Below are 23,895 nucleotides of genomic sequence, written 5' to 3'. Positions count from 1 at the left end.
TTAAAAGAACGTGATATCGGATTCGGCGGGGGCGGCGGCCGGTCGCTTGCCGTGGTGCACGGCGACCTGCTCGGCCATGGTGTAGGTGCGGGCCAGGTCGGCGAGCCAGCCGCGGGTGTCGAGGGTCGGCAGCGGCTGACCGCTGGCGGCCAGGGCGCGACGGTCGATCACCAGGCGCTCGAGGCGGGCCTGGTCGTCACGGATGTGGCCTAGCATCTGGCTGACGCGATCCTGGAATTGCAGGGCGACCAGCACCTCGGCGATGGCGCCGCCCACGGCTGCGGCGTTGTCGGCCAGGGCATCGCTGCGCTCGACCACGTCACGGGTGGTGCCGCCAAAGGTGCCGATGACCTGTTCGATGGTCTCGCCGGACTGGTTCAGGGTGCCGGTGTCGCGCTCGGCGTGGAGCTGCGAAAGCTCCAGGGTGCGGGCGATGGCGCCGTTCACCGTTTCCACGGTTTCGCCGATCTTCTGCCCGGTATCGCCGGACAGGGTGGAGAGCTTGCGCACCTCGTCGGCGACCACCGCGAAACCGCGCCCGGCTTCACCGGCACGGGCGGCCTCGATGGCGGCGTTGAGGGCCAGCAGGTTTGTCTGGCGCGCCACGTCGCCGACGTCCTTGGCCATGCTCTTGAGCTGTTCGGTCAGGCCGGCCAGGCCGTTGATTTCGTTGAGCAGCGCGCCCTTGCTGGACAGCGCCTCGCGCAAGGCCTGGAGGATGCCGTCCAGCTGGTTCTGGCTGCTGGCCATGAGGTTGACCAGGCGGTCGCCGCTGCCGTGATCGGCGCCGGCCACGCTGTGGATGCGGTCGGCCAGTTCGGCGAAGCGACTGGTCAGGCTGACGATTTCCTGTTCGGTGTGGGCCCGCGCGGCTTCGATCTGCTCGGACCAGACCGGCAGTACAGCCACGCAAAGCGCTTCGAGGGCTTCGTCCCGACCGCTGGCGGGGCTCTGGCTCACGGCCTGGGCGGCGACGCGATCGGCCTGGCGCGCCTGGGCGCGACGCAGTTGCCAGAAGCCCAGCCCGGCGGCCAGGACCACCTGGGTGGCACTCAGGGCCAGGGTGGTCGGCGTCACGCCGCCCACGAACAGGATCGCCCCGGTGCCGCATGCACCGAGCAATGCAGGAGTGAAGGTAAGGTCGACGAGCGAGGGCGAAGAAGAGGCGTGTTCCACAGGAGGGTACCGGTCTAGACGCCAGCGAAGGCGGGAAGGTGTGACCGGGTTATCAGCTCTGGAACGCTAAACTTTAGCCGCGGACGCTCAATTTATGCTACTAGCATAATGACATCACAATATTTTACGCCAGATTTTTTTTAGAGCTCATCGCGCCGTCTGGCCCGTGCTAGACGGCCTGCCATGGCGCCAGCCTCCTCCAGAACCTCTCTCACATAGCCCAGATGGCGGCTCGCCGCCTCGCGTGCATTCTCCGCTTCCCCCGCAACAATCGCCTGGTAGAGCGCCCGGTGTTGCTCCAGCAGCCGCTCGCGGGTCTCACCCCGTTGGGCGTGCATCCCGCCGATGTTGGTCACCATGTGATGGCGCAGCAATTCGAACAGGCTGCGGATGCTGTGCAGGTAAACGGCGTTGTGGCTGGCCTCGGCGATGGCCAGGTGAAAGGCGGCATCGGCCTCGCCCTCCTCTTCCCGAGTCAAGGTCTCGCGCCGGCGGTAGCAGTCCTCCAGGCGCTCCCAGGCCAGGGTCAGCCGCGCCAGGTCCGGCTCGGTGGCGCGCTGGGCGGCGTAGTAGGCGCAGGCGCTTTCCAGGGTGTGGCGAAATTCCAGCAGATCGCGACGGGTTTCCTCGCGGCTTTCCAGCAGCGGCAGCAGGGGATCGGTGAAGGCGCTGTTGAGCGCCTCGGTGACATAGGTACCGCCGCCCTGCCGGCTGAGCAGCAGGCCGCGCGCGATCAGCTTCTGGATGGCTTCGCGCAGCGAGGGTCGCGACACCCCGAAGCGCTCGGCCAGCACCCGCTCGGCCGGCAGGCGCTCGCCAGGGCGCAGCGAGCCTTCGGCGATCAGCGCCTCCAGGTGCTTGACGATGTCGTCGGACAGACGACGTTGCTTGACCGGTTCGAACCCCATGAAAAACCTCGAAAAATGCTGCGGACAGCAGCGGCCGTCCGCCAGGCGGAAGAGCTGGGCCGACGAAAGTCGCACATCAAGGGGTTTGACAGGCACAAAGACCCCGCTTAACGTGCGTGAAGTCGCCCTTGTAAATTGGTATTACCAATTTTTGCCACAGGTCGCGATCTTGTGCAACCCCGTCCTGCCGCCTCCCTACAAAAACAATCAAGGAGCACCCGATGGAAACCTGGCAACAGATCTATCTCCCCCTTGGCAGCCTGGGCCTTTCGGCCTTCGTCGCCGCCTTGCCCATTCTGTTCTTTTTCGTCGCCCTCGCCGGTCTGAGACTCAAGGGCCATGTGGCGGGCGCCATCACCCTGGCGATCGCGCTGCTCATCGCCCTGTTCGTCTATCGCATGCCGGTGGACAAGGCGCTGGCCTCGGCCGGCTACGGTTTCCTCTACGGCCTCTGGCCCATCGCCTGGATCATCGTCACGGCGGTGTTCCTCTACAAGCTGACGGTCAAGTGCGGCCAGTTCGACATCATCCGCAGCTCGGTACTGTCCATCACCGACGATCAACGCCTGCAGGTGCTGCTGATCGGCTTCTGCTTCGGCGCCTTCCTGGAGGGTGCGGCCGGTTTCGGCGCGCCGGTGGCCATCACCGCCGCGCTGCTGGTGGGCCTGGGCCACAATCCGCTGAAGGCGGCCGGGCTCTGCCTGATCGCCAACACCGCGCCGGTGGCCTTCGGCGCCCTGGGCATCCCGACCATCGTCGCCGGCCAGGTGACCGGCATCGACGCCTTCAAGATCGGCGCCATGACCGGTCGCCAGCTGCCGCTGCTGTCGCTGCTGGTGCCGCTGTGGCTGATGTTCATGATGGACGGCATGCGCGGCCTGCGGGAAACCTGGAAGCCGGCGCTGATCTGCGGCGGCACCTTTGCCGTGTTCCAGTACCTGACCTCCAACTTCATCGGTCCGGAACTGCCCGACATCACCTCGTCGCTGGCCGCCATGATCGCCCTCACCGGCTATCTCAAGCTGCGCCAGCCGCAGCACGCTACCGCGGGTGCGACTGCAGTGGTCGCTGGCGGTGGCGGCGCCGCCATGCTGGGCGGCGGCGCGGGCTTCGGCAGCGGCGGTCGCCTGCCGCCCGAGCATTCGCTGGGCACCGTGATCAAGGCCTGGTCGCCGTTCCTGATCCTGACCGTGGTGGTGACGATCTGGACCACCAAGGCCTTCAAGGCGCTGTTCGCCAGCGGCGGTGCCCTCTATGCCCTGGTGATCAACGTGCCGGTGCCCTACCTGGACAAGCTGGTGCTCAAGACGCTGCCGATCGTGGCCACCCCGACGCCCATGCCGGCGGTCTACAAGCTCGATCTGCTGTCGGCCTCGGGCACCGCCATCCTGATCTCGGCGCTGATCTCCATGGCCATCTTCCGCATCAAGCCCTCGACCGCCCTGGGCGTGTTCAAGGAAACCCTGGTGGAGTTGCGCAAGCCGATCCTGTCCATCGGACTGGTGCTGGCCTTCGCCTTCGTCGTCAACTACTCGGGGATGTCCACCACCCTGGCCCTGCTGCTGGCCGGTACCGGCGCGCTGTTCCCCTTCTTCTCGCCGCTGCTGGGCTGGCTGGGGGTGTTCCTGACCGGTTCGGATACCTCGTCCAACGCCCTGTTCGGCTCGCTGCAGGCCACCACCGCGCACCAGATCGGTGTTTCCGACACCCTGCTGGTGGCGGCCAACAGCTCCGGCGGCGTGACTGGCAAGATGATCTCCCCGCAATCCATCGCCGTGGCCTGCGCCGCCACCGGCATGGTGGGCAAGGAATCCGACCTGTTCCGCTTCACCGTGCGCCACAGCATCGGCTTCGCCGTGCTGGTCGGGTTGATCACCCTGGCGCAGGCCTATGTGTTCACCGGCATGCTGGTGCACTGATCACGCGGTTCCCGGCGGCGGTTCAGGCCGTCGCCGGTCCTCTTATTACCGGGCCAACCCGGAGTGACGCCTGATGAACGATCTTTTCTACAACGCCGCCCCTAATGCCACCCGCACCGCGCCACCGCTGGCGCCGCCGCGGACCTATCCGCAGCAGAAGCCGACCCAGGTCTATCTGTTCGGCACCTGCGTGGTGGACCTCTTCTATCCCGAAGCCGGCATGGACAGCATCCGCCTGCTGGAGCGCGAAGGCCTGCGCGTGCATTTCCCCCAGGCGCAGAGTTGCTGCGGCCAGCCGGCCTACACCTCGGGCTACACCGAGGAAGCCCGCGCCGTGGCGCGCACCCAGCTGGCGCTGTTCGCCGAGCCCTGGCCGGTGGTGGTGCCTTCCGGCTCCTGCGCCGGCATGCTGCGCCATCACTATGCCGAGCTGTTCGCCGACGAACCCGAGACCCTGCGTCAGGTGCAGGATCTGGCCGAGCGCACCTACGAGCTCGCGGAATTCCTGCTGCACGTCTGCCAGGTCGACTACCAGGATCGCGGCGCCCCGACCAAGGTGGCGCTGCATACCTCGTGCAGCGCCCGCCGCGAGATGCAGACCCACCTGCACGGCCGCGCCCTGCTCGGCCAGCTAGAGGCCGTGGAGCGTGTCGACCATGACCACGAGAGCGAATGCTGCGGCTTTGGCGGCACCTTCTCGGTGCGGATGCCGGACATCTCCGGCGCCATGGTGGCGGACAAGACCCGTGCCCTGCAGGACAGCGGCGCGGCCCAGGTGCTCACCGCCGACTGCGGGTGCCTGATGAACATCAACGGCGCCCTGGAAAAGCAGCGCGCCGCCCTGCGTGGCGAACACCTGGCGAGCTTTCTCTGGCGCCGTATCGGAGGTGCCGCATGAACGAGATGCTGAAGATCCCCCTCACCGACCTCAGCGAAGCGCCTCCCTTCAAGACCCGTGCGCGGCAGGCCCTGGGCGACGACCAGCTCAGGCGCAACTTCCGCACGGCCATGGATTCGCTGATGACCAAGCGCCTGGCCAGCATGAGCGATGCCGACGAGCGCGAGCGCCTGCGCGAACTGGGCAATCGCACTCGTGCCCGGGCGCTGTCCAAGCTGCCGGAGCTGCTGGAACGCCTGGAGGCCAACCTCACGCGCAATGGCGTCCAGGTGCACTGGGCCGAGACCACGGCCGAGGCCAACGCCATCGTCCAGCAGATCGCCGAGCGCCATGCGGCCAAACTGCTGATCAAGGGCAAGTCCATGGTCAGCGAAGAGATGGACATGAACCACGTCCTCGGCGCCCAGGGCATCGACTGCCTGGAGTCGGACATGGGCGAGTACATCATCCAGCTCGCCGGCGAGAAGCCGTCGCACATCATCATGCCGGCCATCCACCTCAACCGGCAGCAGGTCGGCACCCTCTTCCACGAGCATCTGGACGAGCCCTACACCACCGACGTCGACGAACTCATCCAGACCGGTCGGCGGGTGCTGCGGCAGAAATTCTTCGAGGCCGACATCGGCATCTCCGGGGTCAACTTCGCCGTCGCCGAGACCGGCACCCTGCTGCTGGTGGAAAACGAGGGCAATGGGCGAATGTCCACCACGGTGCCGCCGGTGCACATCGCCGTGACCGGCATCGAGAAGGTGGTGGAGAATCTGCGCGACGTGGTGCCGCTGCTGTCGCTGCTGACCCGCTCCGCCCTGGGCCAGCCGATTACCACCTACGTCAACATGATCTCCGGCCCGCGCAAGGCCGATGAACTGGACGGCCCGCGCGAGGTGCACCTGGTGCTGCTGGACAATGGTCGCAGCCAGGCCTTCGCCGACAGCGAATTGCGCCAGACCCTCAACTGCATCCGCTGCGGCGCCTGCATGAATCACTGCCCGGTCTATACCCGCATCGGCGGCCACGCCTATGGCGAGGTCTATCCCGGTCCCATCGGCGCCATCATCACCCCGCACCTGGTCGGCCTGGAGCGCGCACCCGATCATCCCAGCGCCTCCTCGCTGTGCGGCGCCTGCGGCGAGGTCTGCCCGGTCAAGATCCCGATTCCGGCGCTGTTGCGGCGATTGCGCGAAGAGAACGTCAAGGCCCCCGAAGCCGAGCCGCACCTGCTGCGCGGCCAGGGCAGCAAGTTCTCCGCCCGGGAGCGCTGGACCTGGCACGCCTGGCAGAGCCTCTACACCTCGCCGCTGCTCTACCGTGGCTTCAGCTACCTGGCCACCCGCTTCGGCCGCTTCACCCCGGGCCAGCTCGGCCCCTGGACGGAACACCACAGCGCGCCCAGGCCGGCATCCCGCTCGCTGCACGAATTGGCCCGCGAACACCTGGAGAAACGCCCATGAGCGCCCGCGACAACATCCTCGCCAAGCTGCGCGGCAGTCTGCAGGGCACCCAGCCGCTGGCGGACACCTTCGACGAAGCCCTGGTGACCGAACCCTGGCGCTATCCGCCTGAAGAGCGCGTCGCCCGCCTGCGTACCCTGATGGAAACGGTGCATACCGAAACCCATTTGACCACCGCGGCGGACTGGCCGACGCTGGTCGAGCGCATCCTCGCCGAACGGGGGCTGGACCAACTGCTGATCGCCCCCGGCACGCCCCACGGCGCGCGCCTGGTGGAGCGCTGGCAGGGCGACGGCTCACCGCGCTGGAAGGCCTATGATCGCCCCGTGGAAGAATGGAAGGCCGAGCTGTTCAACGACACCCCGGCCAGCCTAACCGGCACCCTGGGCGCCCTGGCCGCCACCGGCAGCCTGGTGCTCTGGCCGGATCGCCAGGAACCGCGCCTGATGAGCCTGGTGCCCCCGCTGCATATCGCCCTGCTCAGGGCCAGCACCGTGGTGGACAACTTCTACGAGTTGCAGCAACGGCACCGCTGGCAGGACGGCATGCCGACCAACGCCCTGCTGATCTCCGGGCCGTCCAAGACCGCCGACATCGAACAGGTGCTGGCCTATGGCGCCCACGGGCCCAAGGATCTGGTGGTGCTGATCGTCGAGGATGAGTGAGGGTTGTGGTCCCCCTCACCCCCTAACCCTCTCCTTCAGTTAACTCGCGTGGAAAACGCTACGCGGTTTTCCACCCTACGGCGGGGGCATGCGTAGGGTGACAACGGCGCAGCCTTGTCCACGAATTCGATCTTCCGCGCGCAGCCGAGCCCAACAATCCGGCCTCACTCCACCTGCCCGATCCGCTGCGGATCCGGCCAGAACAGCGCCGCCTGCCCCCGCCGCGTACCTTCGGGATCGATCAGATTCCACACCACCCCCGCATGGATCTGGAAGGCCTCTCCCGCCTTGTCGACGCGCCAGCCTTCGTAGCCTGAGGCATAGCCCTGGCGCCCCACCGCCTCCATCAGGCGCTGACGCTCGTCGCGGTCCCTGGGCGAGGCGCTGTAACGCGAAGGCATGCCGATGAATTGGGCGCGGGGATAGCCGAAGCAGCTCAGCGCCTGCCGGTTGGCGTAGCAGAACAGCGGATCGCTCTCGGTACCGTGGGCCAGCAGGGCATAGGGTGCCTGCTCGTGCAACCAGGCAGGGACGTCGGCCTCAGGCAAGCCGACAGGACGCGGCAGCGGCTGACCGAGCCAGTGGCGGTAGGAGGCGTCCAGCAGCGGCAGCAGGCTGAGATCGGTGGCGGACAAGGCGGCGGCTCCTGGGTGGGGGGACCCCCGCATTCAAGAGCAAGCCAGCGGAATTGGGAAGCGCGGGGCCACCGCAGCAGGACGCTGCGGCAGCCCAGGCGGCGCGGTTTACTTCACCGCGGAGAGGTCGATGCGCACCACGCTTTCCGGCGCGGTGTTCATGTATTCCTTGTCGAAGGGCGTCTTCACCGTCGCATACAGCGTCTGGCCATCCGGGCTGACCAGCAGGCTGTTGGGATTGGGCTTGAGGTCGTAGGCCTTCTTCTCGGCGTAGGTGGTGGCGTCGAGGATCAGCAAGCGACCGGTCTCGCGCTGGGTGATGTACAGCTCGTTGCGGGTGGTGTTGAGCTTGATGGCCAGGGCGTCGCCCACCGGCAGGCGCTTGATCACCTTGCCGCTGCGAATATCGAAGACCAGCACGGTCTTGGCTTCGGAGTTGTCGGTCACGAACAGCTGGTGGTTCGCGCGATCCTCGGCCAGGTTCAGCAAGAGGTACTTGCCGCCATCGCCCGGCGTCCAGCGGTGCTCGATCTTGCGGGTGCGCGGATTGATCACCAGCACTTCGCCGCTGCCGTTGGCCGCATAGAGGCGCCCGGTGTCCTCGGAGTACAGCAGGCCGGTCACCCACTTGCCGGCATTGGGAATGCGCGCCTTGAGGGTCAGGGTCTTGGCGTCCACCACCCAGATCACGCCCGGATCGCCGACCCCGCCGACATACAGCAAGCCGTCGTGCAGGATGACCTGGCGCGGATTGACCGGATGGCCGTCACGGCCCATCTCGTTGAATTTCAGCCGCTTCTCCACCTTGCCGGTGCGCAGGTCGATACGGCTGAGGCCGCCGTCCAGGGAGTTGGTGACGAACAGCGTCTCGCCACTGGCATCGGTGGTCAGGGCGAAGTTCTTCAGATCGGTGTGGATCTGGCCGGTGATGGCCAGGGTGGCCGGATCCAGCTGATAGATCACCCCACCGGTGACGCCCTTGGTCAACTGGGCGGTCGCCGCATAGACCGACTGCTTGGCCGGGCTGTAGGCCAGCTCATAGACGCCGTAGCCCAGTTCGATGCGCTTGAGTTCGGCCGGTGCCTGGGGCGCGGCCGGTTGCGCAGCGACGGGCGCCGGCGCGGGTGGCGGTGGCGTCGGTGCCTCCGGGCGATTGGAACAGGCTGCCACTGCCAGGGACAGCAGCGCCATGGCGCCCAGCGTCGAGACCTTGTTGAAAGACACCGCCATTTGCTTCTCCTAGGGACGAGGTGCGAGGGATCGAATCGATCCTGAAATGATAAACGTTCGCACTATGCCCAAGGCGCAAAGGTCAGACAAGACCGAAAGAGTTCAAACTCCTATCGGGTTCCGGTCGCCAGCCTCTGCCCGGCCGCTCTGTTCCAGGGCTTTCAGCCGGCCCTGGCGATCCAGGCGAAAGCGCGCGAAATCCTCGGCCAGCTGCAGGTTGCCGCGGTAACAGGCCGCGGCCTCCTGGCGCAGGTCGTCGATGGACGGCGAACGCCCCGCCTCGGCCTGGTAGCGCGGACTGAAATGGGTGAGCAGCAGGGCCGGCAGTCCCTGCGCCTCGGCGAAACGGGCGACGCCCGCCGCGCTGCTGTGGCCCCAGCTCTGCCCGGTCTTGTCGATCTGCGCCTGGGCATAGGTGGCTTCATGGACCAGCAGCTGAGCGCCCTGGCAGGCATCCGTCAGCAAGGCGGGCGCGTCGTTGTCCCCCGCCACCACCAGCCGTCGTTCGCCATGGGCCGCCTGCAGGAAGTCGGCGCTGCGCAGCAGGCGGCCTTCGTGCAGCACATCCTCGCCGCCATGCAGCCGGCCCCACAGCGGGCCACGCGGCACCCCGGCCGCCGCCAGGGCCGCGGGATCGAGACGCTGCGGCCGGCGGGTCTCGCGGAAGCGAAAGGCGTGACTGGGCACCCGATGGGAAAGCGCGAAGGCGTCGATATCCCAGGCCCCAACGGAGACGCCCGCGAAGTCTTCCAGGACGTGGAAGCGCAGCTCGAAGGGCAGGTGCAGCGCGGTCAGCGCCTGGGTGGCGGCGAGCCAGTCCGCCACCGCCTGGGGCGCGACCAGCACCAGCGGCTGGCTGCGCCCGCTCATGGCGGCGCTGGCCAACAGCCCCGGCAGGCCATAGCAGTGGTCGCCATGGACATGGGTGATGCAGATGGCGCGCAGATCCGCGGCCGACAAGGGGGTACGCAGCAGCTGGTGCTGGGTCGCCTCGCCGCAGTCGACGAGAAACCAGTCTTTGCCCTGGTCCTCGATCAGGGCCAGGGCCGAGACATTGCGCCGCTGAGTGGGCACCCCGGCCGAGGTGCCGAGAAACAGGAGGTCCATGGGGGCTCCGGGCAAAAGCTCAGTCTAGCGCGGCCGCCCCACTGTCGCCCGGGCAACAGTGGCCAGGCACTCCTGCTGCTGGCCAGGCAGCCCGGAGCCCGCAAACCCCGAGAAAACGGCCTTTCAGGCCCTGGCAGCGCTCTTGCAAAGCCTCTGGCGTCGACCTTTCAATCGCCGAGGATCACCATGAATCTGCCCGCTCGCCATCTGCCGCCCAGCCCTGCGCCCAGCCCCGACTACGAACAACTGGCCGCCCGCTTCCGTCCGCTCTTTGCGCGCATCGCCGAAGGCGCCCTGGAACGCGAACGCAACCGCACCCTGCCCTATGCGCCCGTCGCCTGGCTCAAGGACGCCGGCTTCGGCGCCGTGCGGGTGCCGGTGGCATTCGGCGGCAGCGGCGCCAGCCTACCGCAACTGGTTCGGCTGCTGATCGAGCTGGCGGCCGCCGACAGCAATCTGCCCCAGGCCCTGCGCGGCCACTTCGCCTTTGTCGAGGACCGCCTCAACGCCCATGCCAGCACCTCCCAGCGGGTCTGGTTCGAGCGCTTCGTCGCCGGCGACCTGGTGGGCAACGCCTGGACCGAGATCGGCACGGTCAAGCTCGGCGAGGTCATCACCCGGGTCAGCCAGCGGGACGGCGAGTGGCGCCTCAACGGCACCAAGTACTACAGCACCGGCAGCCTGTTCGCCGACTGGATCGACGTCTACGCCCAGCGCGACGACACCGGCGGCGACGTCATCGCCGCCATCCGCACCGACCAGCCGGGCGTGCGCCAGTCCGACGACTGGGACGGCTTCGGCCAGCGCACCACCGCCAGCGGCACCTCGGTGTTCGAAGACGTGCGGGTGGCGCCCGAGAATCTCATCGACTTCGCCACCCGCTTCAAGTACCAGACCGCCTTCTACCAGCTGGTGCTGCTGGCCGTGATCACCGGCAGCGGCCAGGCCGCCGTGCGCGAATTCGCTGGCGAAGTGCGCGGGCGCACGCGGGTCTACAGCCATGGCAATGCCAGCGCGGCCAGTGCCGATCCCCAGGTACAGCAGGTGGTGGGCAAGGCCTCGGCCTTCGTCTATGCCGCCGAAGCCGCGACCCTGGCCGCCGCCGCGGCGGCCCAGGCCGCCTTCGAGGCCCGCTATGCCGGGGATGCCGCCGCCGAGCATGAAGCCAACGTGGCGGCGGAGCTGGAATCGGCCCAGGCGCAGTCGGCGGTCGCCGAGCTGGTGCTGCGGGCCACCAGTGACCTGTTCAATGCCTTGGGCGCGTCGGCCACCAGCACCCGCAAGGGGCTCGATCGACACTGGCGCAACGCCCGTACCGCCGCCTCGCACAATCCGCTGATCTACAAGGAGCGCATCGTCGGCGCCTGGGCGATCGACGGCAGCGAACCGCCCTTCGTCTGGCAGATCGGCGGCGGCAGCAAGCAGGGCTGACCACCAGAATGCACAACGGCAACCCTGGGGTTGCCGTTGTGCATTCAGCGCGCCGGATCAGTTCGACAGCTGGCGGGCGAAACGCCCCACGGCGCCGACCACTCGCTGGGCGCCGTCCTGGATCTCCACGATCACCTGGCCGGCCTGCCCCGCCAGTTCCAGGCCCTGCTCGGCCTGGCGCCGACCGTTCTCGATCACCGTCACCGCCTCGCCGGCCAGTTGCTGGTTTTGCTGCACCACTCCGACGATCTCCTCGGTCGCCTTGCTGGTGCGCGAGGCCAATTGCCTGACCTCATCGGCCACCACGGCGAAACCACGACCCTGCTCACCGGCCCGGGCCGCCTCGATGGCCGCGTTGAGCGCCAGCAGGTTGGTCTGTTCGGCGATGCCGCTGATGGTCTTGATGATGGTCCCGATCACCTGGGACTGGTTGTCCAGCGCCTCGATGCCCTTCACCGCTTCCTGCATCTGGGTGGCCAGGGCGCGCATCACTTCCACCGTCTGCTGCGCCACCGCCGCGCCTTTGCGGGCCGTGTCGTCGGTATGCTGGGAGGTCTCGAAGGCCACGCTGGCGGCTTCGGACACCGCCTGCTCCTGCTGGACCTGGTCGGTGATCACGGTGGCGAACTTGACCACCTTGTACAGCCGGTCATGGGCATCGATCACCGGGTTGTAGGAGGCTTCCAGCCAGACATCGCGGCCATGGGCATCCAGGCGCTTGAAGCGATCCACGACGAATTCGCCGCGACGCAGGCGCGCCCAGAATTGCTCGTAGGCCTCGGAATTGGCCTCGGCCGGCTCGCAGAACAGCCGGTGGTGCTTGCCCTTGATCTGCGCCAGGGAATAACCCATGGCCTGCAGGAATCTGTCGTTGGCATCGAGCACCTCGCCCTGGAGGTTGAACTCGATGACGGCCGTGGAACGGCGCAGCGCCTTGAGCAGGCTTTCGTGCTCGCGCGAGGTTTCGATGGTTCTCGTCAAGTTGTTGCAGAACAGTCGGAAACGCGTCACCTGGCCCTGGCTGTCGTGGAACGGGTGCAGGATGCCTCTCAGCCAGGCTTCCCGGCCGTCGCCACGCAGGAGATGCAGGGCCCCGCTATAGGGCTCGCCGCGGGTCAGGCTCTGCTGCAGGCGACGGTTGTACTCCTGGTTCCTGACATGCGCCGGCACCAGATCCGCAAGCGGACGCCCCAGCAGATCCGCGGCGCGCAGGCCCATTTCCTGTTCGAAATTGGCGTTCACCGCGGTCACGCGCCCCTGGCCGTCCAGCTCCAGGCCAATCATCTCGACGTCGAGCTCGGCCTTCAGTCGCTTGAAGGAATCCACCTGCTCGCGGAGACGCTGCAGTTCTTGTTTTAATCCTTTGTTGAACATGACACGCCCCTGGTCGGGAGATTGAGTTAATTCAGTGTCGGCAGCCAATAGTCAGGGCTTAAATGAGATAGCGAAAAAAGATGACCAGGCGGTCGGAATGCAGGATAGGTGGCGCCGCGCCATTAACTAATAACAAAAAAGTATTTCAAATAAGGCTTTGGCTCGCATTACGTTCTAATGCCTGCGAGCCCCTCCCACCGCACGAGTCCCTCATGTCCGATGCCCTGCTGGATCCCCTCATGCCCCTGCTGGAACGCTTTGCCGCCACCGCGGCGGAGCGCGATCGTCAGGGCGGCACGCCCAAACCCGAGCGTGACGCCCTGCGCCAGAGCGGTCTCCTGGCCCTGAGCATTCCCGAGGAGCTGGGCGGCCTCGGCGCCTCCTGGGATCGGACACTGGAGGCGGTGCGGCGGCTGGCCCGGGTCGACAGCTCCCTGGCCCACGTCTTCGGCTTCCATCATCTGCTGCTGGCCACCGCCCAGCTGTTCGGCCAGCCTGCGCAATGGCGACCCTGGCTGGAGGACACCGCGCGCGATGCCCTGTTCTGGGGGAACGCGCTCAACCCCCTGGATCGCCGTACCCTCGCCCGCCGCCACGGCGATGCCTGGCAGGTGGATGGCCAGAAGAGCTTTTGCAGCGGTGCCCTGGACTCCGACCTGTTGCTGCTCTCGGCGCTGGAAAACGAGGACAGCGGACGCCTGCTGATCGCCGTGGTACCCACTGGGCGGGCCGGCATCCAGTTGTTCGACGACTGGGACAACAACGGCCAGCGCCAGACCGACAGTGGCAGCGCGCGCTTCGACGGCGTACGCGTCGAACAGCAGGAATGGCTGCTCGACCCCGGTCCGCTGAGCACGCCCTTCGCCTGCCTGCGGCCGCTGCTGGCCCAGCTGATCTTCGCCAACATCTTTCTCGGGCTGGCCGAAGGCGCCTTCGCCGAGGCGCGCCGCTACACCACCACCCAGGCGCGCCCCTGGTTCAAGTCACCGGCCGCCAGCGCCAGCGAAGACCCCTACGTCCTGCGCCACTACGGCGAGTTCTGGGTGGCCTTGGAGAGCAGCCGGCTGCTGGTGGAGCGCGCCAACGGCGCCTTCGCCCAGGCCTGGCAACAGGGTACGGCGCTCACCGCGGCGGCACGGGGCGAACTGGCCATCGCCATCGCCACGGCCAAGGTCGCCGCCAGTCGTCACGGCCTCGACCTCGCCAGCCGCCTGTTCGAGGTCGGTGGCGCCCGGGCCACTGCCGGTGCACTGCGCCTGGATCGCTACTGGCGCAACCTGCGCACCCAGACCCTGCACGATCCGGTCGACTACAAGTTGCATGAGCTGGGCGATTGGGCCCTCAACGACACCCTGCCCACCCCCAGCTTCTACTCCTGAGGAATCCCCGATGACCCTGCTGACCCTGACGCGCACGCCCGAGGTGCCCCGCTACCGCGCGACCGCCCAGGTGTTCGCCGATCCAAAATCGCGCGACCTGCTCGCCCACCTGGAAAAGATCGCACCAAGCGACGCCAGCGTGCTGGTGATCGGCGAGACCGGTACCGGCAAGGAATTGGTCGCCCGTCATATCCATGCGCTGAGTCACCGCCATGCCGGCCCCTTCGTGGCCGTCAATTGTGGCGCCTTCGCCGAGAGCCTGGTCGAGGCCGAGTTGTTCGGCCATGAGAAAGGCGCCTTCACCGGCGCCCTCGCCGCGCGCGCCGGCTGGTTCGAGGAAGCCAACGGCGGCACCCTGTTTCTCGACGAGATCGGCGATCTGCCGCTGTCGGTGCAGGTCAAGCTGCTGCGCGTCCTGCAGGAGCGCGAGGTGGTGCGGCTGGGCTCTCGCCGCAGCCTGCCGCTGAACGTGCGGATCATCGCCGCCACCAACGTCCCGCTGGAACGGGCAGTGGCCGAAGGCACCTTTCGCGAAGACCTCTGGTACCGCCTCAATGTGGTCAGCCTGCCGCTGTTGCCGCTGCGCCAGCGCCAGGGCGATATCCTGCCGCTGGCCCGGCACTTCCTCCACGCCTATGCCCAGGCGCCGGTCGCCCTGACACCGGCAGCGGAGCAACGCCTGCTGGAGCACCCCTGGCCGGGCAACATCCGCGAACTGGAAAACACCCTGCAGCATGCCCTGCTGCTCAAGCCCCAGGGCCAGCTGGAAGCCAGTGACCTGTCGTTCGTCCAGCGGCCCAGCCTCGTTCCGCCAGCGCCACGTCCGGTCGAAACGGCGCCGGCGGACAGCCTGCTGACCGAGGCCTTTGCCCAGTTGTTCGAGGAGCAACCGGAGGCCCTGCACGAGCGCGTCGAAGATGCCCTGGTGCGCGCGGCCTATCGCTTCTGCCATCGCAACCAGGTCCATACCGCGCGCTTGCTGGGGCTGAGTCGCAACGTCACCCGTGCCCACCTGATCCGTATCGGCGAACTGGTGGTCAATCACCGTCGCCCGCTCGCGGTCCGGCCGGAACGCGAGGTGCGCTTCTCCATCTGAAGGGCGCTCTTCACGCCCGGGGTACCCGCGTGCCGAGGTGCCCCTTACACTGGGGTTTTGCCCCCGCGAGGCCCCCCATGACCGCCCGTACCCTGCTGCACCGCCATCCCGCCCGGCGTGACGACATCGGTGACCTCCAGACCCGCCGCCCGCTGCCGGGTCCCGGCCTGCCGCATCTGGATCCCTTCCTGTTCCTCAACCACCACGGTCCCCAGGTCTATCCGCCGCACAATGCCGGCTTGCCCTTTGGTCCTCATCCCCATCGCGGCTTCGAGACGGTGACCTTCATCCTCGCCGGTTCGCTGGCCCACCGCGACAGCGGCGGCCACGAAAGCGTCATCGAAGCCGGGGGCATCCAGTGGATGACCGCGGGCAGCGGCCTGGTGCATGCCGAGCTGTCGCCCGCCGCCTTCAAGCGCGATGGTGGTGACCTGGAGATCCTGCAGCTGTGGGTCAATCTTCCCGCCCGCCTCAAGTTCACGCCGCCGGCCTACCACGGCGTTTCCGCCGCGGACCTGCCCCTGATCGAGGCCGATAGCGGCCGGGTACGCCTGCACCTGGCATCGGGTAGCCATGAGGGTATCCAGGGCGCCGTGGCCACCCCGACACCCATCACCCTGATGACCGTCGAGATCGCCCCGGGTGGCCGCGTTACCCTGCCCGCCCCGGCCGGCAACTCGGTGTTCTGCTATGGCGTACGCGGCACCGTGCAGATCGCCGGCCAGGACGAAGCGCCATGGCAGCTGTTCGAATTCGCCGATGACGGCGACCACATCGACGTCTCCAGCCGCGACGGCGCCGTGCTGCTCTATGGCCATGCGGCGCCCTTCGCCGAGCCCATCGTCGCCCACGGCCCCTTCGTGATGAACAGCGCCGAAGAAATCCGTCAGGCGATCCGCGACTACCAGGCCGGCCTGTTCGGCGACGTGCCGGAGTGAGCCCGCCATAGGGTCGCGCTCAGGCTAGAATCCGGCTTTTGCCGGGAGCACAGCGATGAATGACGAATTGCGGATCGAGGATCTGGTAGTGGGTGACGGCAAGGCAGTGGTCAAGGGCGCCCTGATCACCACCCACTACGAGGGCTGGCTGGACGACGGCACCTTGTTCGATTCGTCCCGCGCCAAAGGGCGGCCCTTCCAGTGCGTGATCGGCACCGGCCGGGTGATCAAGGGGTGGGACCAGGGGCTGATGGGCATGCGGGTGGGTGGCAAGCGGCGCCTGGAAGTACCGGCGGCGCTCGCCTATGGCGAACGTCAGGTCGGCGCTCTGATCAAGCCGCACTCCAACCTGAGGTTCGAAATCGAGTTGCTGGAAGTCTTGACGCGGGACGATTGATGCCTGACCGAATTCAGTTCGGCGCCTTGGTATTCCGGCGTACCAGCTCGAGCTGGGCTTCGAGCACGCTCAGCCGGGCGAACTGGCGGGTGTAGATGACGAATTGCTCCTGAAAGCTCTGCCGGCTCCGGGCGAGATCCTGTCGATGACTGCGAATCTGCTCTTCGAGAGTCTGCAGCCGCTGCTGAGTGGTTTGAGTCATGGCACCTACTCCTTGTGCTTGGGGTTTCAATTGGACTCTAACCGTGCCCCGACAAATCGAGCTAGAGCCGTTCGTCGTCCCTTAAACCACCGCTACAGAGCCGTTTCGTATCGCTGATGCGCTTCCGTGCTGCATGCAAGGCGCGTTTTTCCTTACCAATCGGTCAAGAAAAAAGGCGACGAACCTCTCGAGGTTCGTCGCCTTCAGGACAGGCCCGGCGAAAGCTAGCGCGGTCCTACCGCCGTGCAGCTGTTGCTGGCATCGACATACTTTTTCAGGGTCGGCCACTGCGGCCGCTCCACGCCATTGACCGGCTCCACCGCCAGCGCGGCAGCTCCCCAGCCCGGACCCGCCGCCCAGTAGGTCAGCGGCATGCAGTTCTGTTGCAGATAGGCCAGCATATTGTCGGTGGCGGTCAGCCAGCGGCTGTCGCCAGCCGGTACGCCGAACTCGGCGATCATGCCCCGCTTGCCATTGCGCTTGAGCCATTCGACGAAGGGCTTGACGCGATTGACCCCCACCTGCGGATCGAAGTTGTTCATGTTCTGCGCGGCGTAGGTGCCACTGCCGTCCTCATCGAGGTAGACGTTGGCCGCGTAGATGATGTTGTTGGCCGGATCCTTCAGATTGAGCAAGGCATTGCTCGCGCTCGGCCAGTTGGCCGCGCTACCCCAGGCATTGCCCTGGACGATCACCGGGTGGGTGCGGTCCATGGTGCGCACCCCGTCGATGCCGGACTGCGCCGTCACCGGCCAGCTGCTGTCGGCGCCATTGGGCTTGCCCATGATGTCATAGCCATAGAGCGCGGCATGGTTGCCCCACTGGTAGGCCAGGCGGTACATCAGGTCCCAGTAGTTGAAGTTGGTGACGGTACCGGTGCCGATCAGGGTGCCCTTGTAGCGCCCGCCGTTGTCCAGCGCCAGGATCACCTTCATGTTGTACTTCTTGGCCAGCTCCAGCACCTGGGTGACCTGCTGGGTGTACGCCCCTTCCAGGCTCCCGAAGAAGCGCGTCTGCAGACGTTCCCAGATCACCGGGAAGCGGATCAGCCGTACGCCCTTGGCGCTCCACTGCTGGAAGTTGGCCTCGCCCGGCATGATATAGTTGACGTTGAGGGCCCCGGGCAGCGTCTGAGGTGCGAAGGCGGCGCCCGAGAAGTTCAGGCCCACCAGATTGAGCTTGGCGCTGTTGGCGGGCGTACCGCTCGCTCCCGTCGGCGTGGCCGCGGAACCGGCTGCCGGCGTGGTGGAGCCCGTGGATCCCGAGCTGCCGGTTCCGGTGGCAGGCTTCGCCTCCACCACCGGCGCCGTCACGGCGGGAGTCGCGCTGCCGGCGTTGCTGCCTGAGCTGGAGTTGCCCGTACTGCCGGTACCGCCCGTCGTGGTCCCGGGCACCGTCGCCGGCGTGCCGGAGGTGGTGGTACCGGTCTTCAGGGTCTTGGGATAGCCATAGGCGTTGCCGTCGAGCTGCGGGCTCTCGATGAAGACGCTCATGTTGCTGCCGACGACCTGGGCATAGGTCACCTTGTAGCTCTTGCCATCGGCTGGCGTGAGTTGCGCGCCCACCTTGAAGGCCCCCACGTTCGCGGCCGACGCCGGAATGGAGAAGCCGGCCGACTTGCGATAGACGCCGTGCAGCCAGTCTTCGTTGGTGAAATCGTTGATCGAGGTAGTCACCCCGGTCGTGGTCGAGCCGCTGGTATTGCCGGTGCCCGCAGGGGTACCGGTGCCCGCGCTGCCACCGCTGCTCGAGCCGCTGTTGCCGCTGCTGGAGCCACCGCTGCTGCCCGTGGAGCCGCTGGAGCCGCCCGTGGCTCCGGTGCCGCTGGCCGGCGTGCTGCCGGCGCCACTGGCAAGCGGGCCGATGGCGGTGCAGCTGCTGTCATCGATGTATTTCTTCAGGGTCGGCCACTGCGGTCGGTCGGCACCGTTGACGGGCTCCACCGACAGGAAGTAGTTGCCCCAGCCCGGACCTGCCGCCCAGTAGGTCGAAGGAATGCAGTTCTGCTTGAGATAGGCCAGCATCCGGTCCATCAGCGGCAGCCAGCGGGGATCGTTATCCGGCACGCCGAATTCGCCGATCATGCCCTTCTTCTTGTTCTTCTTCAGCCACTCGACGAAGGGGCGCACGCGCTCCACGCCGTAGTCCTGGCTCAGCTTGCCGACATCGATGCCGGTGTAGTTGCCACCGGCGCTCTCGTCGAAATAGGAATGCGCCTGGAAGATCAGATTGTCGGACGGATCCTTGAGCGCCAGCAGGGAGTCGTTCCACAGCGGCCAGCGGGTTGCCTCCGACCAGCCATTGCCCTCGATCATGATGGGCTTGGTCTTGTCGACCGCGCGGACCCCGTTGATGCCGTACTGGGCGGCGATCGGCCACTGGGCCATGGAGTCGTGCGGCTCGTTCATGATGTCGTAGGCGTACAGCGACGGCTGACTGCTCCAGCGCTGCGCGATCCGGGTCATGATCTCCTGGTAACGGTCATAGGGAACCGCCGCGCTACCGATCACCGACCCGCGATAGAAGGTGTAGTTGTGCAGGTCGAGGATGATGCGCATGCCGTACTTCTGCGCATTGGCGAAGGTCTGGTCCACCAGCGCCGCATAGGTCGGGTCCAGCGGACCGCCCAGCACCGGTTGCAGGCGCTCCCAGATGACCGGGAAGCGGATCAGCTTGATGCCCTTGCCACTCCACTGCTTGAAGTAGGCCTCGACGGGAAAGATGTAGTGGGTGCCGTTGACGCCCGGTAGTACCTGACCTGCGAAACCGGCCCCGGACAGATTGAGGCCGACCAGATTGACCTGCTCGGCCTTGGCACCGGTAGCCAGGGTCAGGGCGGCAACGAAGGGCAGCATCTGGGCGGCCCTGAGGGAAAACTTCAGGAAGGATGGATTCATCATCACCAACTGCGCTAAATCGACAGCGCGCTCCCTGAACACTGGCCGATATGAAGTGAGAGAAGAGTCGCGCAGTCATGCCTGACGCGACGTTGCCTCCAGGCACCTTGACCTATACAAGCCACATGCCAACTTCATAACCAATGACTATGGCCACCATTTAGACATCATTTATCGCAAATACAAGTAGTTGATTATTAATGATTTTTTGACTCAACCGCTCATCGCTGCCGACAGATGAATCCTTTCACCTCAAGTTGCCAGCACGTCAACGCCTGCTAGCCGTCAAATTTATTTCCTCAACTATCGAGCAACCGACGAAAAGTTCCCGAAGGTGCCAAAAAAAGTAAGTCGCAAATAAACGTGAAATAGATCACATATTAACACGTAAGGAACTGCCCATATCTCGCTCGGGTCATGGCTATAACCCTTGCCGGAGCAGTCCATGCCCTCCCTTACCCTTGCGACCTACAACGTCAACGGCATTCGTGCCCGGCTCCCTATCCTCCTGCAATGGCTGGAGCGGGAGCAGCCCGACATCGTCTGCCTGCAGGAACTGAAGGCGAAGTCTGCCGACTTCCCGCAGGCGGAACTGGAAGCTGCGGGGTATGGTGCGCTGTGGGACGGTCAGCCTTCCTGGAACGGGGTCGCCATCCTGGCGCGCGACGACCAGCCACTGGAGATTCGCCGGGGCCTGCCGGGAATGGCCGACGACCCGCAACGCCGCTATCTGGAGGCGGCGGTGAAAGGCGTGGTGGTGGCCAGCCTCTATCTACCCAACGGCAATCCCTGGCCGGGCCCCAAGTTCGACTACAAGCTGACCTGGTTCGAGCGCTTCATCGAGCATGCCCGGGGGCTGAGCGAAAGTGGCCATCCCGTAGTGCTGGCGGGTGACTACAACGTGGTGCCGACCGATAGGGACATCTACGATCCCAAGTCCTGGCGCAAGGACGCCCTGCTGCAACCCGAGAGTCGTGCCTGTTTCGAACGCCTGCTGGGTCAGGGATGGCTGGACGCCCTGCGTGCCTGCCATCCGGATGAGGCGATCTACACCTACTGGGACTACTTCCGCCAACGCTGGCAGCGCAATTCGGGACTGCGCATCGACCACCTGCTGTTGAGTCCGACGCTGCAGGACGCCTTGCAGGAAGCCGGGGTGCATCGCTGGGTACGCGACCTGGAAAAAACCAGCGACCATGCCCCCACCTGGATTCGCTTCAAGGCACCTCGCTGAGCGCTCAGGTGTCGCGCAGCAGGTCGCTGGCGTTGAGCAGGGCGATGAGGATTTCCGGGCGCTGGTTGAGGCCGCGGCGCACGGCCGCCGGTATCGACTGCTTGAGTTTCCGGCACAGTCCCGGTCGTGGCTGCAGCTCGATGAGCATGCCACGCGCGCTGCGCACCTCCCCGGGTCCCGGCTCGATGTCCAGCCGGATGCCGAGCTGCTCCTGCAGGCGCTGCTGCAGGCGTTGCAAATCGGCAACGCTGGCGACGTTTTCCAGCCGTTCCAGCAGACGCTGCTCTTCCTGGCGATTGAGCAGGAGCGCCCGTGCATCAGCGGCGGGATCCGCCAGCACGGCTTCACGCTCGCAGGTGCAGACGCCAGCGGGACAGGGCGCACGCAGGGAAGGCATTTGAATTCGATTCCTCTTCTTCAGGGCGAAAGCGACCTTTTGGCCGCTCCACACTGGCGATAGTGGCAGTTGTACCCCAGCCTTTGGGCAGACCCGCTGACCAATGCGCGGATTCCTGGGCTTATCGCCGACAAACAAAATCACCTCCCAATGATAACCAAAAGCGCTAAATGCATAGCAAAATCTTATTTTTTGGCATAACCATTCAAAGGCTAGGATGGTGCTTTGACTGCCTGCGACTTAGCCATGCCCACGCTCTCGCCCGACCTCCTAATCGTTCCTGCGGATCAGCAAAGCGCCCTGACCATCCGCGCCAAGGCACTGGCCTTCGCCGATCCGCGCTCCCGAGAGCTGCTCGAACACCTGGATGAGCGGGCGCCGCAGCCCGATCCCGTGGTGCTGGTGGGCGAATGGGGAACCGGTCGTGAGCTGCTGGCACGCCGGCTACACGAGCGCAGCGGCAGGACCGGGCTGTTCAGCAGTCTGAATTGCGCCGCGCTCAGTCGTCGCCATGGGGCTGCCGAACTGTTCGGCTATGTTCCCCGCGCCTATGCCGGCACCTCTGGCAGTCGCGTGGGCTGGTTCGGTACCGCCCATGGAGGCAGCCTCTATCTCGACGAGATCGCCGACCTGCCTGGCGCATTGCAGGACGAGCTGGTGGAGGTGCTACGGGATGGCAGCATCCTGCGCCTGGGCAGTAGCGTGCGCACGCCCGTGGATGTCCGCCTGATCGCCGGCTCCAGTGTGGACCTGGAACGGGCGGTCGAGGCTGGCAACTTCTCTGCGCGCCTCTGGGCGCTTCTCGCGGCGGGCCTGGTGCCCGTGCCGCCACTGCGCGAGCGCCCGGCCGACCTGCTACCCCTGGCCCGGCATTTCCTCCAGCAGCACGCCAACCGCCTTGACCGCACTGCGCCCGAGCTGACCGCCCATGACGAAACGGCGCTGCTCGCCTATCCCTGGCCGGGAAACGTCCGCGAACTTGAACAGGTTCTCCATACCGCCCTGCTAACTGCCTCGACGTCAGGGCTCCAGCTTGGCAAGCTGCTGCCTTCATCCTCCGCGTGGCGCTGAACTCCGCCGACAGACGGCAGTCCTAGCCGCGTACGCCATTTTGCTCGAGTCCTACCATGACCTTCCTGTCCAATCAGTCGATGCCCACTCCGCCATAGCCTGCGGCTGCCACCTTTCTCCGTAAAGGTGACCGGAAACCTCGATTTGTCGCCTCATGCGGCAGGTTTCGGTTCGTGCGGGAAAAGCCCACGGCTTTTCCGTGATCGACTACTTTGGATTACGCCTTCAGCAGAAGGCGTTCAGGCATGGTTTCATGAATATTGTGATCACTGGCCGCTCCGGCCAGGTTTCGCGCGCCTTGCAGCGCGAGTTCGGCAGCACCCATCAATTGACCGTGCTCGGTCAGGCGGATCTGGACCTCGCCCAGACCGGACAACTGCGTGCGGCTTTCGACCGCCTGGAACCCGACCTCATCCTCAACGCCGCCGCCTATACCGCCGTGGATCAGGCTGAAGAGGACAGCGAGCGCGCCGAGGCCATCAACGCCCGCGCGCCGCAGGTCCTGGCCGAGCTGGCGCGCGAGCGGGATATTCCCTTCGTGCACTACTCATCCGACTACGTCTTCGACGGCAGCCGTCGTCGCCCCTATACCGAGGCCTGCAACCCGGCGCCCCTGAGCGCCTATGGTCGTTCCAAGCTGGCGGGTGAAGAGGCGGTGCTGGCAGCCGGAGGTCGCGCGCTGGTGCTGCGCACCTCCTGGGTCTACTCCCATGACGGCCAGTGCTTCTTCAATACCATGCGCCAACTGCTGGCCGAGCGCGATGAACTCCATGTGGTCGAGGATCAGCTCGGCGCCCCCACCTGGGCACCCACCATTGCCACCGCCACGCGCCAGCTGGTCGAACGCCTGCTGGAGCAGGGCGATGTCGGCGGCCTCTATCACCTGACCAATGCCGGCCAGACCTCCTGGTACGGCTTCGCCGCCGCCATCGCCGAGCGCCTGGAGCAACGTGGCGAGCTGCGCGCCCGCCTCTATCCCACGACAACCGAACACTACCCCACGCCGGCCACGCGACCGCTCTATTCCTGCCTGGACTGCCGCAAGGTCGAGGCGGTCCTGCCGGCCGCCTTGCCGCACTGGCAGGCCGACTTCGACCGCTGCTGGGCGTTGTTCGAGCGCGACAGACAGCTGAACTGAGCGTGCAGGACCCCGGCGGATGCTGTCCGCCGGGTCGCCCCCGGTCGAAGATCCGGAGGGGCGCCTTCCCCCACTGTCGCTCCCGTTCGCCACTCTCGCGGGTAGGCTCAGCAACGTCGTCGCTTGTCCCTTCCCGGATGATCCTGGCAGGTCGTGAGGGTGATCCCGCCGTCACCCGTGATGGTCTCCAGGCGGGTCACGTCGGATACAAAGGGGACCGGGCCTGGCTGCGGCCGTTGTCGGGCCTTCGGACGATCCGGCCCGAGATCAGACGGCGCGCCCCACCGCGTCCGCCGACCACCCAGGGCTCCAGCCAATACCTCTTGTCCGTTCAGCGGAAAAAAAAGCTGAT

At 66.3% G+C, this 23,895-nt stretch carries 20 protein-coding genes and 2 pseudogenes; 12 read left to right on the top strand and 10 right to left on the bottom strand.

Annotated features, from left to right (window positions below):
* Positions 1–750 (bottom strand): methyl-accepting chemotaxis protein, encoded by a 750-nt coding sequence (locus QE393_RS22455; RefSeq protein ID WP_237709571.1) that lies wholly within the window; start codon positions 748–750, stop codon positions 1–3.
* 566 nt (positions 751–1,316) lie between these two features.
* Positions 1,317–2,084 carry an FCD domain-containing protein gene (locus QE393_RS06080; RefSeq protein ID WP_077173252.1) on the bottom strand — a complete coding sequence of 256 codons (768 nt, stop codon included), beginning with the start codon at positions 2,082–2,084 and terminating at the stop codon, positions 1,317–1,319.
* A 221-nt stretch (positions 2,085–2,305) separates the two neighbouring features.
* Here QE393_RS06080 and QE393_RS06075 point away from each other — a divergent pair, with 221 nt between their 5' ends.
* The 4 genes from QE393_RS06075 to QE393_RS06060 all read left to right on the top strand — a co-directional run bounded on the left by QE393_RS06075 (position 2,306) and on the right by QE393_RS06060 (position 7,017).
* The gene (locus tag QE393_RS06075; RefSeq protein ID WP_310042570.1) at positions 2,306–4,003 is read left to right on the top strand and encodes a lactate permease LctP family transporter; all 1,698 of its coding nucleotides are present in this window, start codon (positions 2,306–2,308) and stop codon (positions 4,001–4,003) included.
* Between the two features lie 73 nt (positions 4,004–4,076).
* On the top strand, positions 4,077–4,901 hold the full coding sequence (locus QE393_RS06070) for a (Fe-S)-binding protein (protein WP_007162121.1): 825 nt from the start codon (positions 4,077–4,079) through the stop codon (positions 4,899–4,901).
* Complete coding sequence (locus QE393_RS06065) at positions 4,898–6,352, top strand: LutB/LldF family L-lactate oxidation iron-sulfur protein (RefSeq protein ID WP_310042567.1); 1,455 nt, start codon at positions 4,898–4,900, stop codon at positions 6,350–6,352. Before QE393_RS06070 ends, QE393_RS06065 begins: the two co-directional genes overlap by 4 nt.
* Complete coding sequence (locus QE393_RS06060; protein ID WP_027601281.1) at positions 6,349–7,017, top strand: lactate utilization protein C; 669 nt, start codon at positions 6,349–6,351, stop codon at positions 7,015–7,017. The genes QE393_RS06065 and QE393_RS06060 overlap by 4 nt, the downstream gene beginning before the upstream one ends.
* A 164-nt stretch (positions 7,018–7,181) precedes the next feature.
* On the opposite strand, the gene QE393_RS06055 is transcribed toward QE393_RS06060, so the two are convergent.
* From QE393_RS06055 to QE393_RS06045, 3 genes are all read right to left on the bottom strand, one after another.
* Entirely contained in the window at positions 7,182–7,652 is a 471-nt protein-coding gene (locus QE393_RS06055) for an MEKHLA domain-containing protein (RefSeq protein WP_037007544.1), read from the bottom strand.
* 108 nt (positions 7,653–7,760) lie between these two features.
* Positions 7,761–8,882, bottom strand: a complete 1,122-nt coding sequence (locus tag QE393_RS06050) for a YncE family protein (RefSeq protein WP_007162793.1) — start codon at positions 8,880–8,882, stop codon at positions 7,761–7,763.
* A 102-nt stretch (positions 8,883–8,984) separates the two neighbouring features.
* Positions 8,985–9,989, bottom strand: coding sequence for an MBL fold metallo-hydrolase (locus tag QE393_RS06045; RefSeq protein WP_310042564.1), 1,005 nt, complete (start codon positions 9,987–9,989; stop codon positions 8,985–8,987).
* A gap of 186 nt (positions 9,990–10,175) precedes the next feature.
* On the opposite strand from QE393_RS06045, the gene QE393_RS06040 reads away from it, so the two are divergent.
* Positions 10,176–11,420, top strand: a complete 1,245-nt coding sequence (locus QE393_RS06040) for an acyl-CoA dehydrogenase family protein (RefSeq protein WP_310042562.1) — start codon at positions 10,176–10,178, stop codon at positions 11,418–11,420.
* A gap of 57 nt (positions 11,421–11,477) precedes the next feature.
* On the opposite strand, the pseudogene QE393_RS22450 reads toward QE393_RS06040, so the two are convergent.
* Together QE393_RS22450 and QE393_RS22445 are read right to left on the bottom strand one after the other, a co-directional pair.
* Positions 11,478–11,873: pseudogene (locus QE393_RS22450) on the bottom strand (methyl-accepting chemotaxis protein); the annotation flags it as partial.
* Between the two features lie 144 nt (positions 11,874–12,017).
* Positions 12,018–12,704 (bottom strand): annotated as a pseudogene (locus tag QE393_RS22445) (PAS domain-containing protein); the annotation flags it as partial.
* A 302-nt stretch (positions 12,705–13,006) separates the two neighbouring features.
* Here QE393_RS22445 and QE393_RS06030 point away from each other — a divergent pair.
* The 4 genes from QE393_RS06030 (at position 13,007) to QE393_RS06015 (ending at position 16,604) form a co-directional block, all read left to right on the top strand.
* Positions 13,007–14,173, top strand: a complete 1,167-nt coding sequence (locus tag QE393_RS06030; protein ID WP_405046233.1) for an acyl-CoA dehydrogenase family protein — start codon at positions 13,007–13,009, stop codon at positions 14,171–14,173.
* Positions 14,174–14,183: 10 nt separating this feature from the next.
* The gene (locus QE393_RS06025; protein ID WP_310042560.1) at positions 14,184–15,269 is read left to right on the top strand and encodes a sigma-54 dependent transcriptional regulator; all 1,086 of its coding nucleotides are present in this window, start codon (positions 14,184–14,186) and stop codon (positions 15,267–15,269) included.
* Positions 15,270–15,346: 77 nt separating this feature from the next.
* Positions 15,347–16,207 carry a pirin family protein gene (locus QE393_RS06020; RefSeq protein ID WP_310042558.1) on the top strand — a complete coding sequence of 287 codons (861 nt, stop codon included), beginning with the start codon at positions 15,347–15,349 and terminating at the stop codon, positions 16,205–16,207.
* A 55-nt stretch (positions 16,208–16,262) separates the two neighbouring features.
* On the top strand, positions 16,263–16,604 hold the full coding sequence (locus QE393_RS06015; RefSeq protein WP_310042556.1) for an FKBP-type peptidyl-prolyl cis-trans isomerase: 342 nt from the start codon (positions 16,263–16,265) through the stop codon (positions 16,602–16,604).
* Between the two features lie 13 nt (positions 16,605–16,617).
* On the opposite strand, the gene QE393_RS06010 is transcribed toward QE393_RS06015, so the two are convergent.
* On the bottom strand, positions 16,618–16,806 hold the full coding sequence (locus tag QE393_RS06010; RefSeq protein ID WP_310042554.1) for a hypothetical protein: 189 nt from the start codon (positions 16,804–16,806) through the stop codon (positions 16,618–16,620).
* Between the two features lie 224 nt (positions 16,807–17,030).
* Positions 17,031–19,706 carry a cellulase family glycosylhydrolase gene (locus QE393_RS06005; RefSeq protein ID WP_310042553.1) on the bottom strand — a complete coding sequence of 892 codons (2,676 nt, stop codon included), beginning with the start codon at positions 19,704–19,706 and terminating at the stop codon, positions 17,031–17,033.
* 442 nt (positions 19,707–20,148) lie between these two features.
* On the opposite strand from QE393_RS06005, the gene xth reads away from it, so the two are divergent.
* Complete coding sequence (xth, locus tag QE393_RS06000) at positions 20,149–20,937, top strand: exodeoxyribonuclease III (protein ID WP_310042550.1); 789 nt, start codon at positions 20,149–20,151, stop codon at positions 20,935–20,937.
* Between the two features lie 4 nt (positions 20,938–20,941).
* Here xth and QE393_RS05995 read toward each other — a convergent pair whose 3' ends face one another.
* Complete coding sequence (locus QE393_RS05995; RefSeq protein ID WP_310042548.1) at positions 20,942–21,334, bottom strand: hypothetical protein; 393 nt, start codon at positions 21,332–21,334, stop codon at positions 20,942–20,944.
* A 246-nt stretch (positions 21,335–21,580) separates the two neighbouring features.
* Between QE393_RS05995 and QE393_RS05990 the strand changes: the two genes are divergently transcribed.
* Both QE393_RS05990 and rfbD read left to right on the top strand, forming a co-directional pair.
* Positions 21,581–22,405, top strand: coding sequence for a sigma 54-interacting transcriptional regulator (locus tag QE393_RS05990; protein ID WP_310042547.1), 825 nt, complete (start codon positions 21,581–21,583; stop codon positions 22,403–22,405).
* Between the two features lie 253 nt (positions 22,406–22,658).
* Positions 22,659–23,543 carry a dTDP-4-dehydrorhamnose reductase gene (gene rfbD, locus QE393_RS05985; RefSeq protein ID WP_273809493.1) on the top strand — a complete coding sequence of 295 codons (885 nt, stop codon included), beginning with the start codon at positions 22,659–22,661 and terminating at the stop codon, positions 23,541–23,543.
* Positions 23,544–23,895 lie beyond the last annotated feature (352 nt).

It is taken from the genome of Pseudomonas sp. SORGH_AS_0211, assembly GCF_031453455.1.
In the GTDB taxonomy this organism is placed as follows: Bacteria; Pseudomonadota; Gammaproteobacteria; order Pseudomonadales; family Pseudomonadaceae; genus Chryseomonas; species Chryseomonas aestiva.
The sequence above is the reverse complement of the archived record's forward strand: the minus strand, read 5'-3'. Positions and strand labels throughout refer to the sequence as shown.

Bases quoted from the DNA above. Each gene is read 5' to 3' on its own strand.
- QE393_RS22455 (WP_237709571.1), bottom strand. From the start codon at position 750: ATGGCCAGCAGCCAGAACCAGCTGGACGGCATCCTCCAGGCCTTGCGC.
- QE393_RS06025 (WP_310042560.1), top strand. From the start codon at position 14,184: ATGACCCTGCTGACCCTGACGCGCACGCCCGAGGTGCCCCGCTACCGC.
- QE393_RS06015 (WP_310042556.1), top strand. From the start codon at position 16,263: ATGAATGACGAATTGCGGATCGAGGATCTGGTAGTGGGTGACGGCAAG.
- QE393_RS06010 (WP_310042554.1), bottom strand. From the start codon at position 16,806: ATGACTCAAACCACTCAGCAGCGGCTGCAGACTCTCGAAGAGCAGATT.
- QE393_RS06030 (WP_405046233.1), top strand. From the start codon at position 13,007: ATGTCCGATGCCCTGCTGGATCCCCTCATGCCCCTGCTGGAACGCTTT.
- rfbD (WP_273809493.1), top strand. From the start codon at position 22,659: ATGAATATTGTGATCACTGGCCGCTCCGGCCAGGTTTCGCGCGCCTTG.
- QE393_RS05995 (WP_310042548.1), bottom strand. From the start codon at position 21,334: ATGCCTTCCCTGCGTGCGCCCTGTCCCGCTGGCGTCTGCACCTGCGAG.
- xth (WP_310042550.1), top strand. From the start codon at position 20,149: ATGCCCTCCCTTACCCTTGCGACCTACAACGTCAACGGCATTCGTGCC.
- QE393_RS06070 (WP_007162121.1), top strand. From the start codon at position 4,077: ATGAACGATCTTTTCTACAACGCCGCCCCTAATGCCACCCGCACCGCG.
- QE393_RS06040 (WP_310042562.1), top strand. From the start codon at position 10,176: ATGAATCTGCCCGCTCGCCATCTGCCGCCCAGCCCTGCGCCCAGCCCC.
- QE393_RS06080 (WP_077173252.1), bottom strand. From the start codon at position 2,084: ATGGGGTTCGAACCGGTCAAGCAACGTCGTCTGTCCGACGACATCGTC.
- QE393_RS06005 (WP_310042553.1), bottom strand. From the start codon at position 19,706: ATGATGAATCCATCCTTCCTGAAGTTTTCCCTCAGGGCCGCCCAGATG.
- QE393_RS06075 (WP_310042570.1), top strand. From the start codon at position 2,306: ATGGAAACCTGGCAACAGATCTATCTCCCCCTTGGCAGCCTGGGCCTT.
- QE393_RS06045 (WP_310042564.1), bottom strand. From the start codon at position 9,989: ATGGACCTCCTGTTTCTCGGCACCTCGGCCGGGGTGCCCACTCAGCGG.
- QE393_RS06050 (WP_007162793.1), bottom strand. From the start codon at position 8,882: ATGGCGGTGTCTTTCAACAAGGTCTCGACGCTGGGCGCCATGGCGCTG.
- QE393_RS06065 (WP_310042567.1), top strand. From the start codon at position 4,898: ATGAACGAGATGCTGAAGATCCCCCTCACCGACCTCAGCGAAGCGCCT.
- QE393_RS06060 (WP_027601281.1), top strand. From the start codon at position 6,349: ATGAGCGCCCGCGACAACATCCTCGCCAAGCTGCGCGGCAGTCTGCAG.
- QE393_RS06020 (WP_310042558.1), top strand. From the start codon at position 15,347: ATGACCGCCCGTACCCTGCTGCACCGCCATCCCGCCCGGCGTGACGAC.
- QE393_RS05990 (WP_310042547.1), top strand. From the start codon at position 21,581: ATGCCCACGCTCTCGCCCGACCTCCTAATCGTTCCTGCGGATCAGCAA.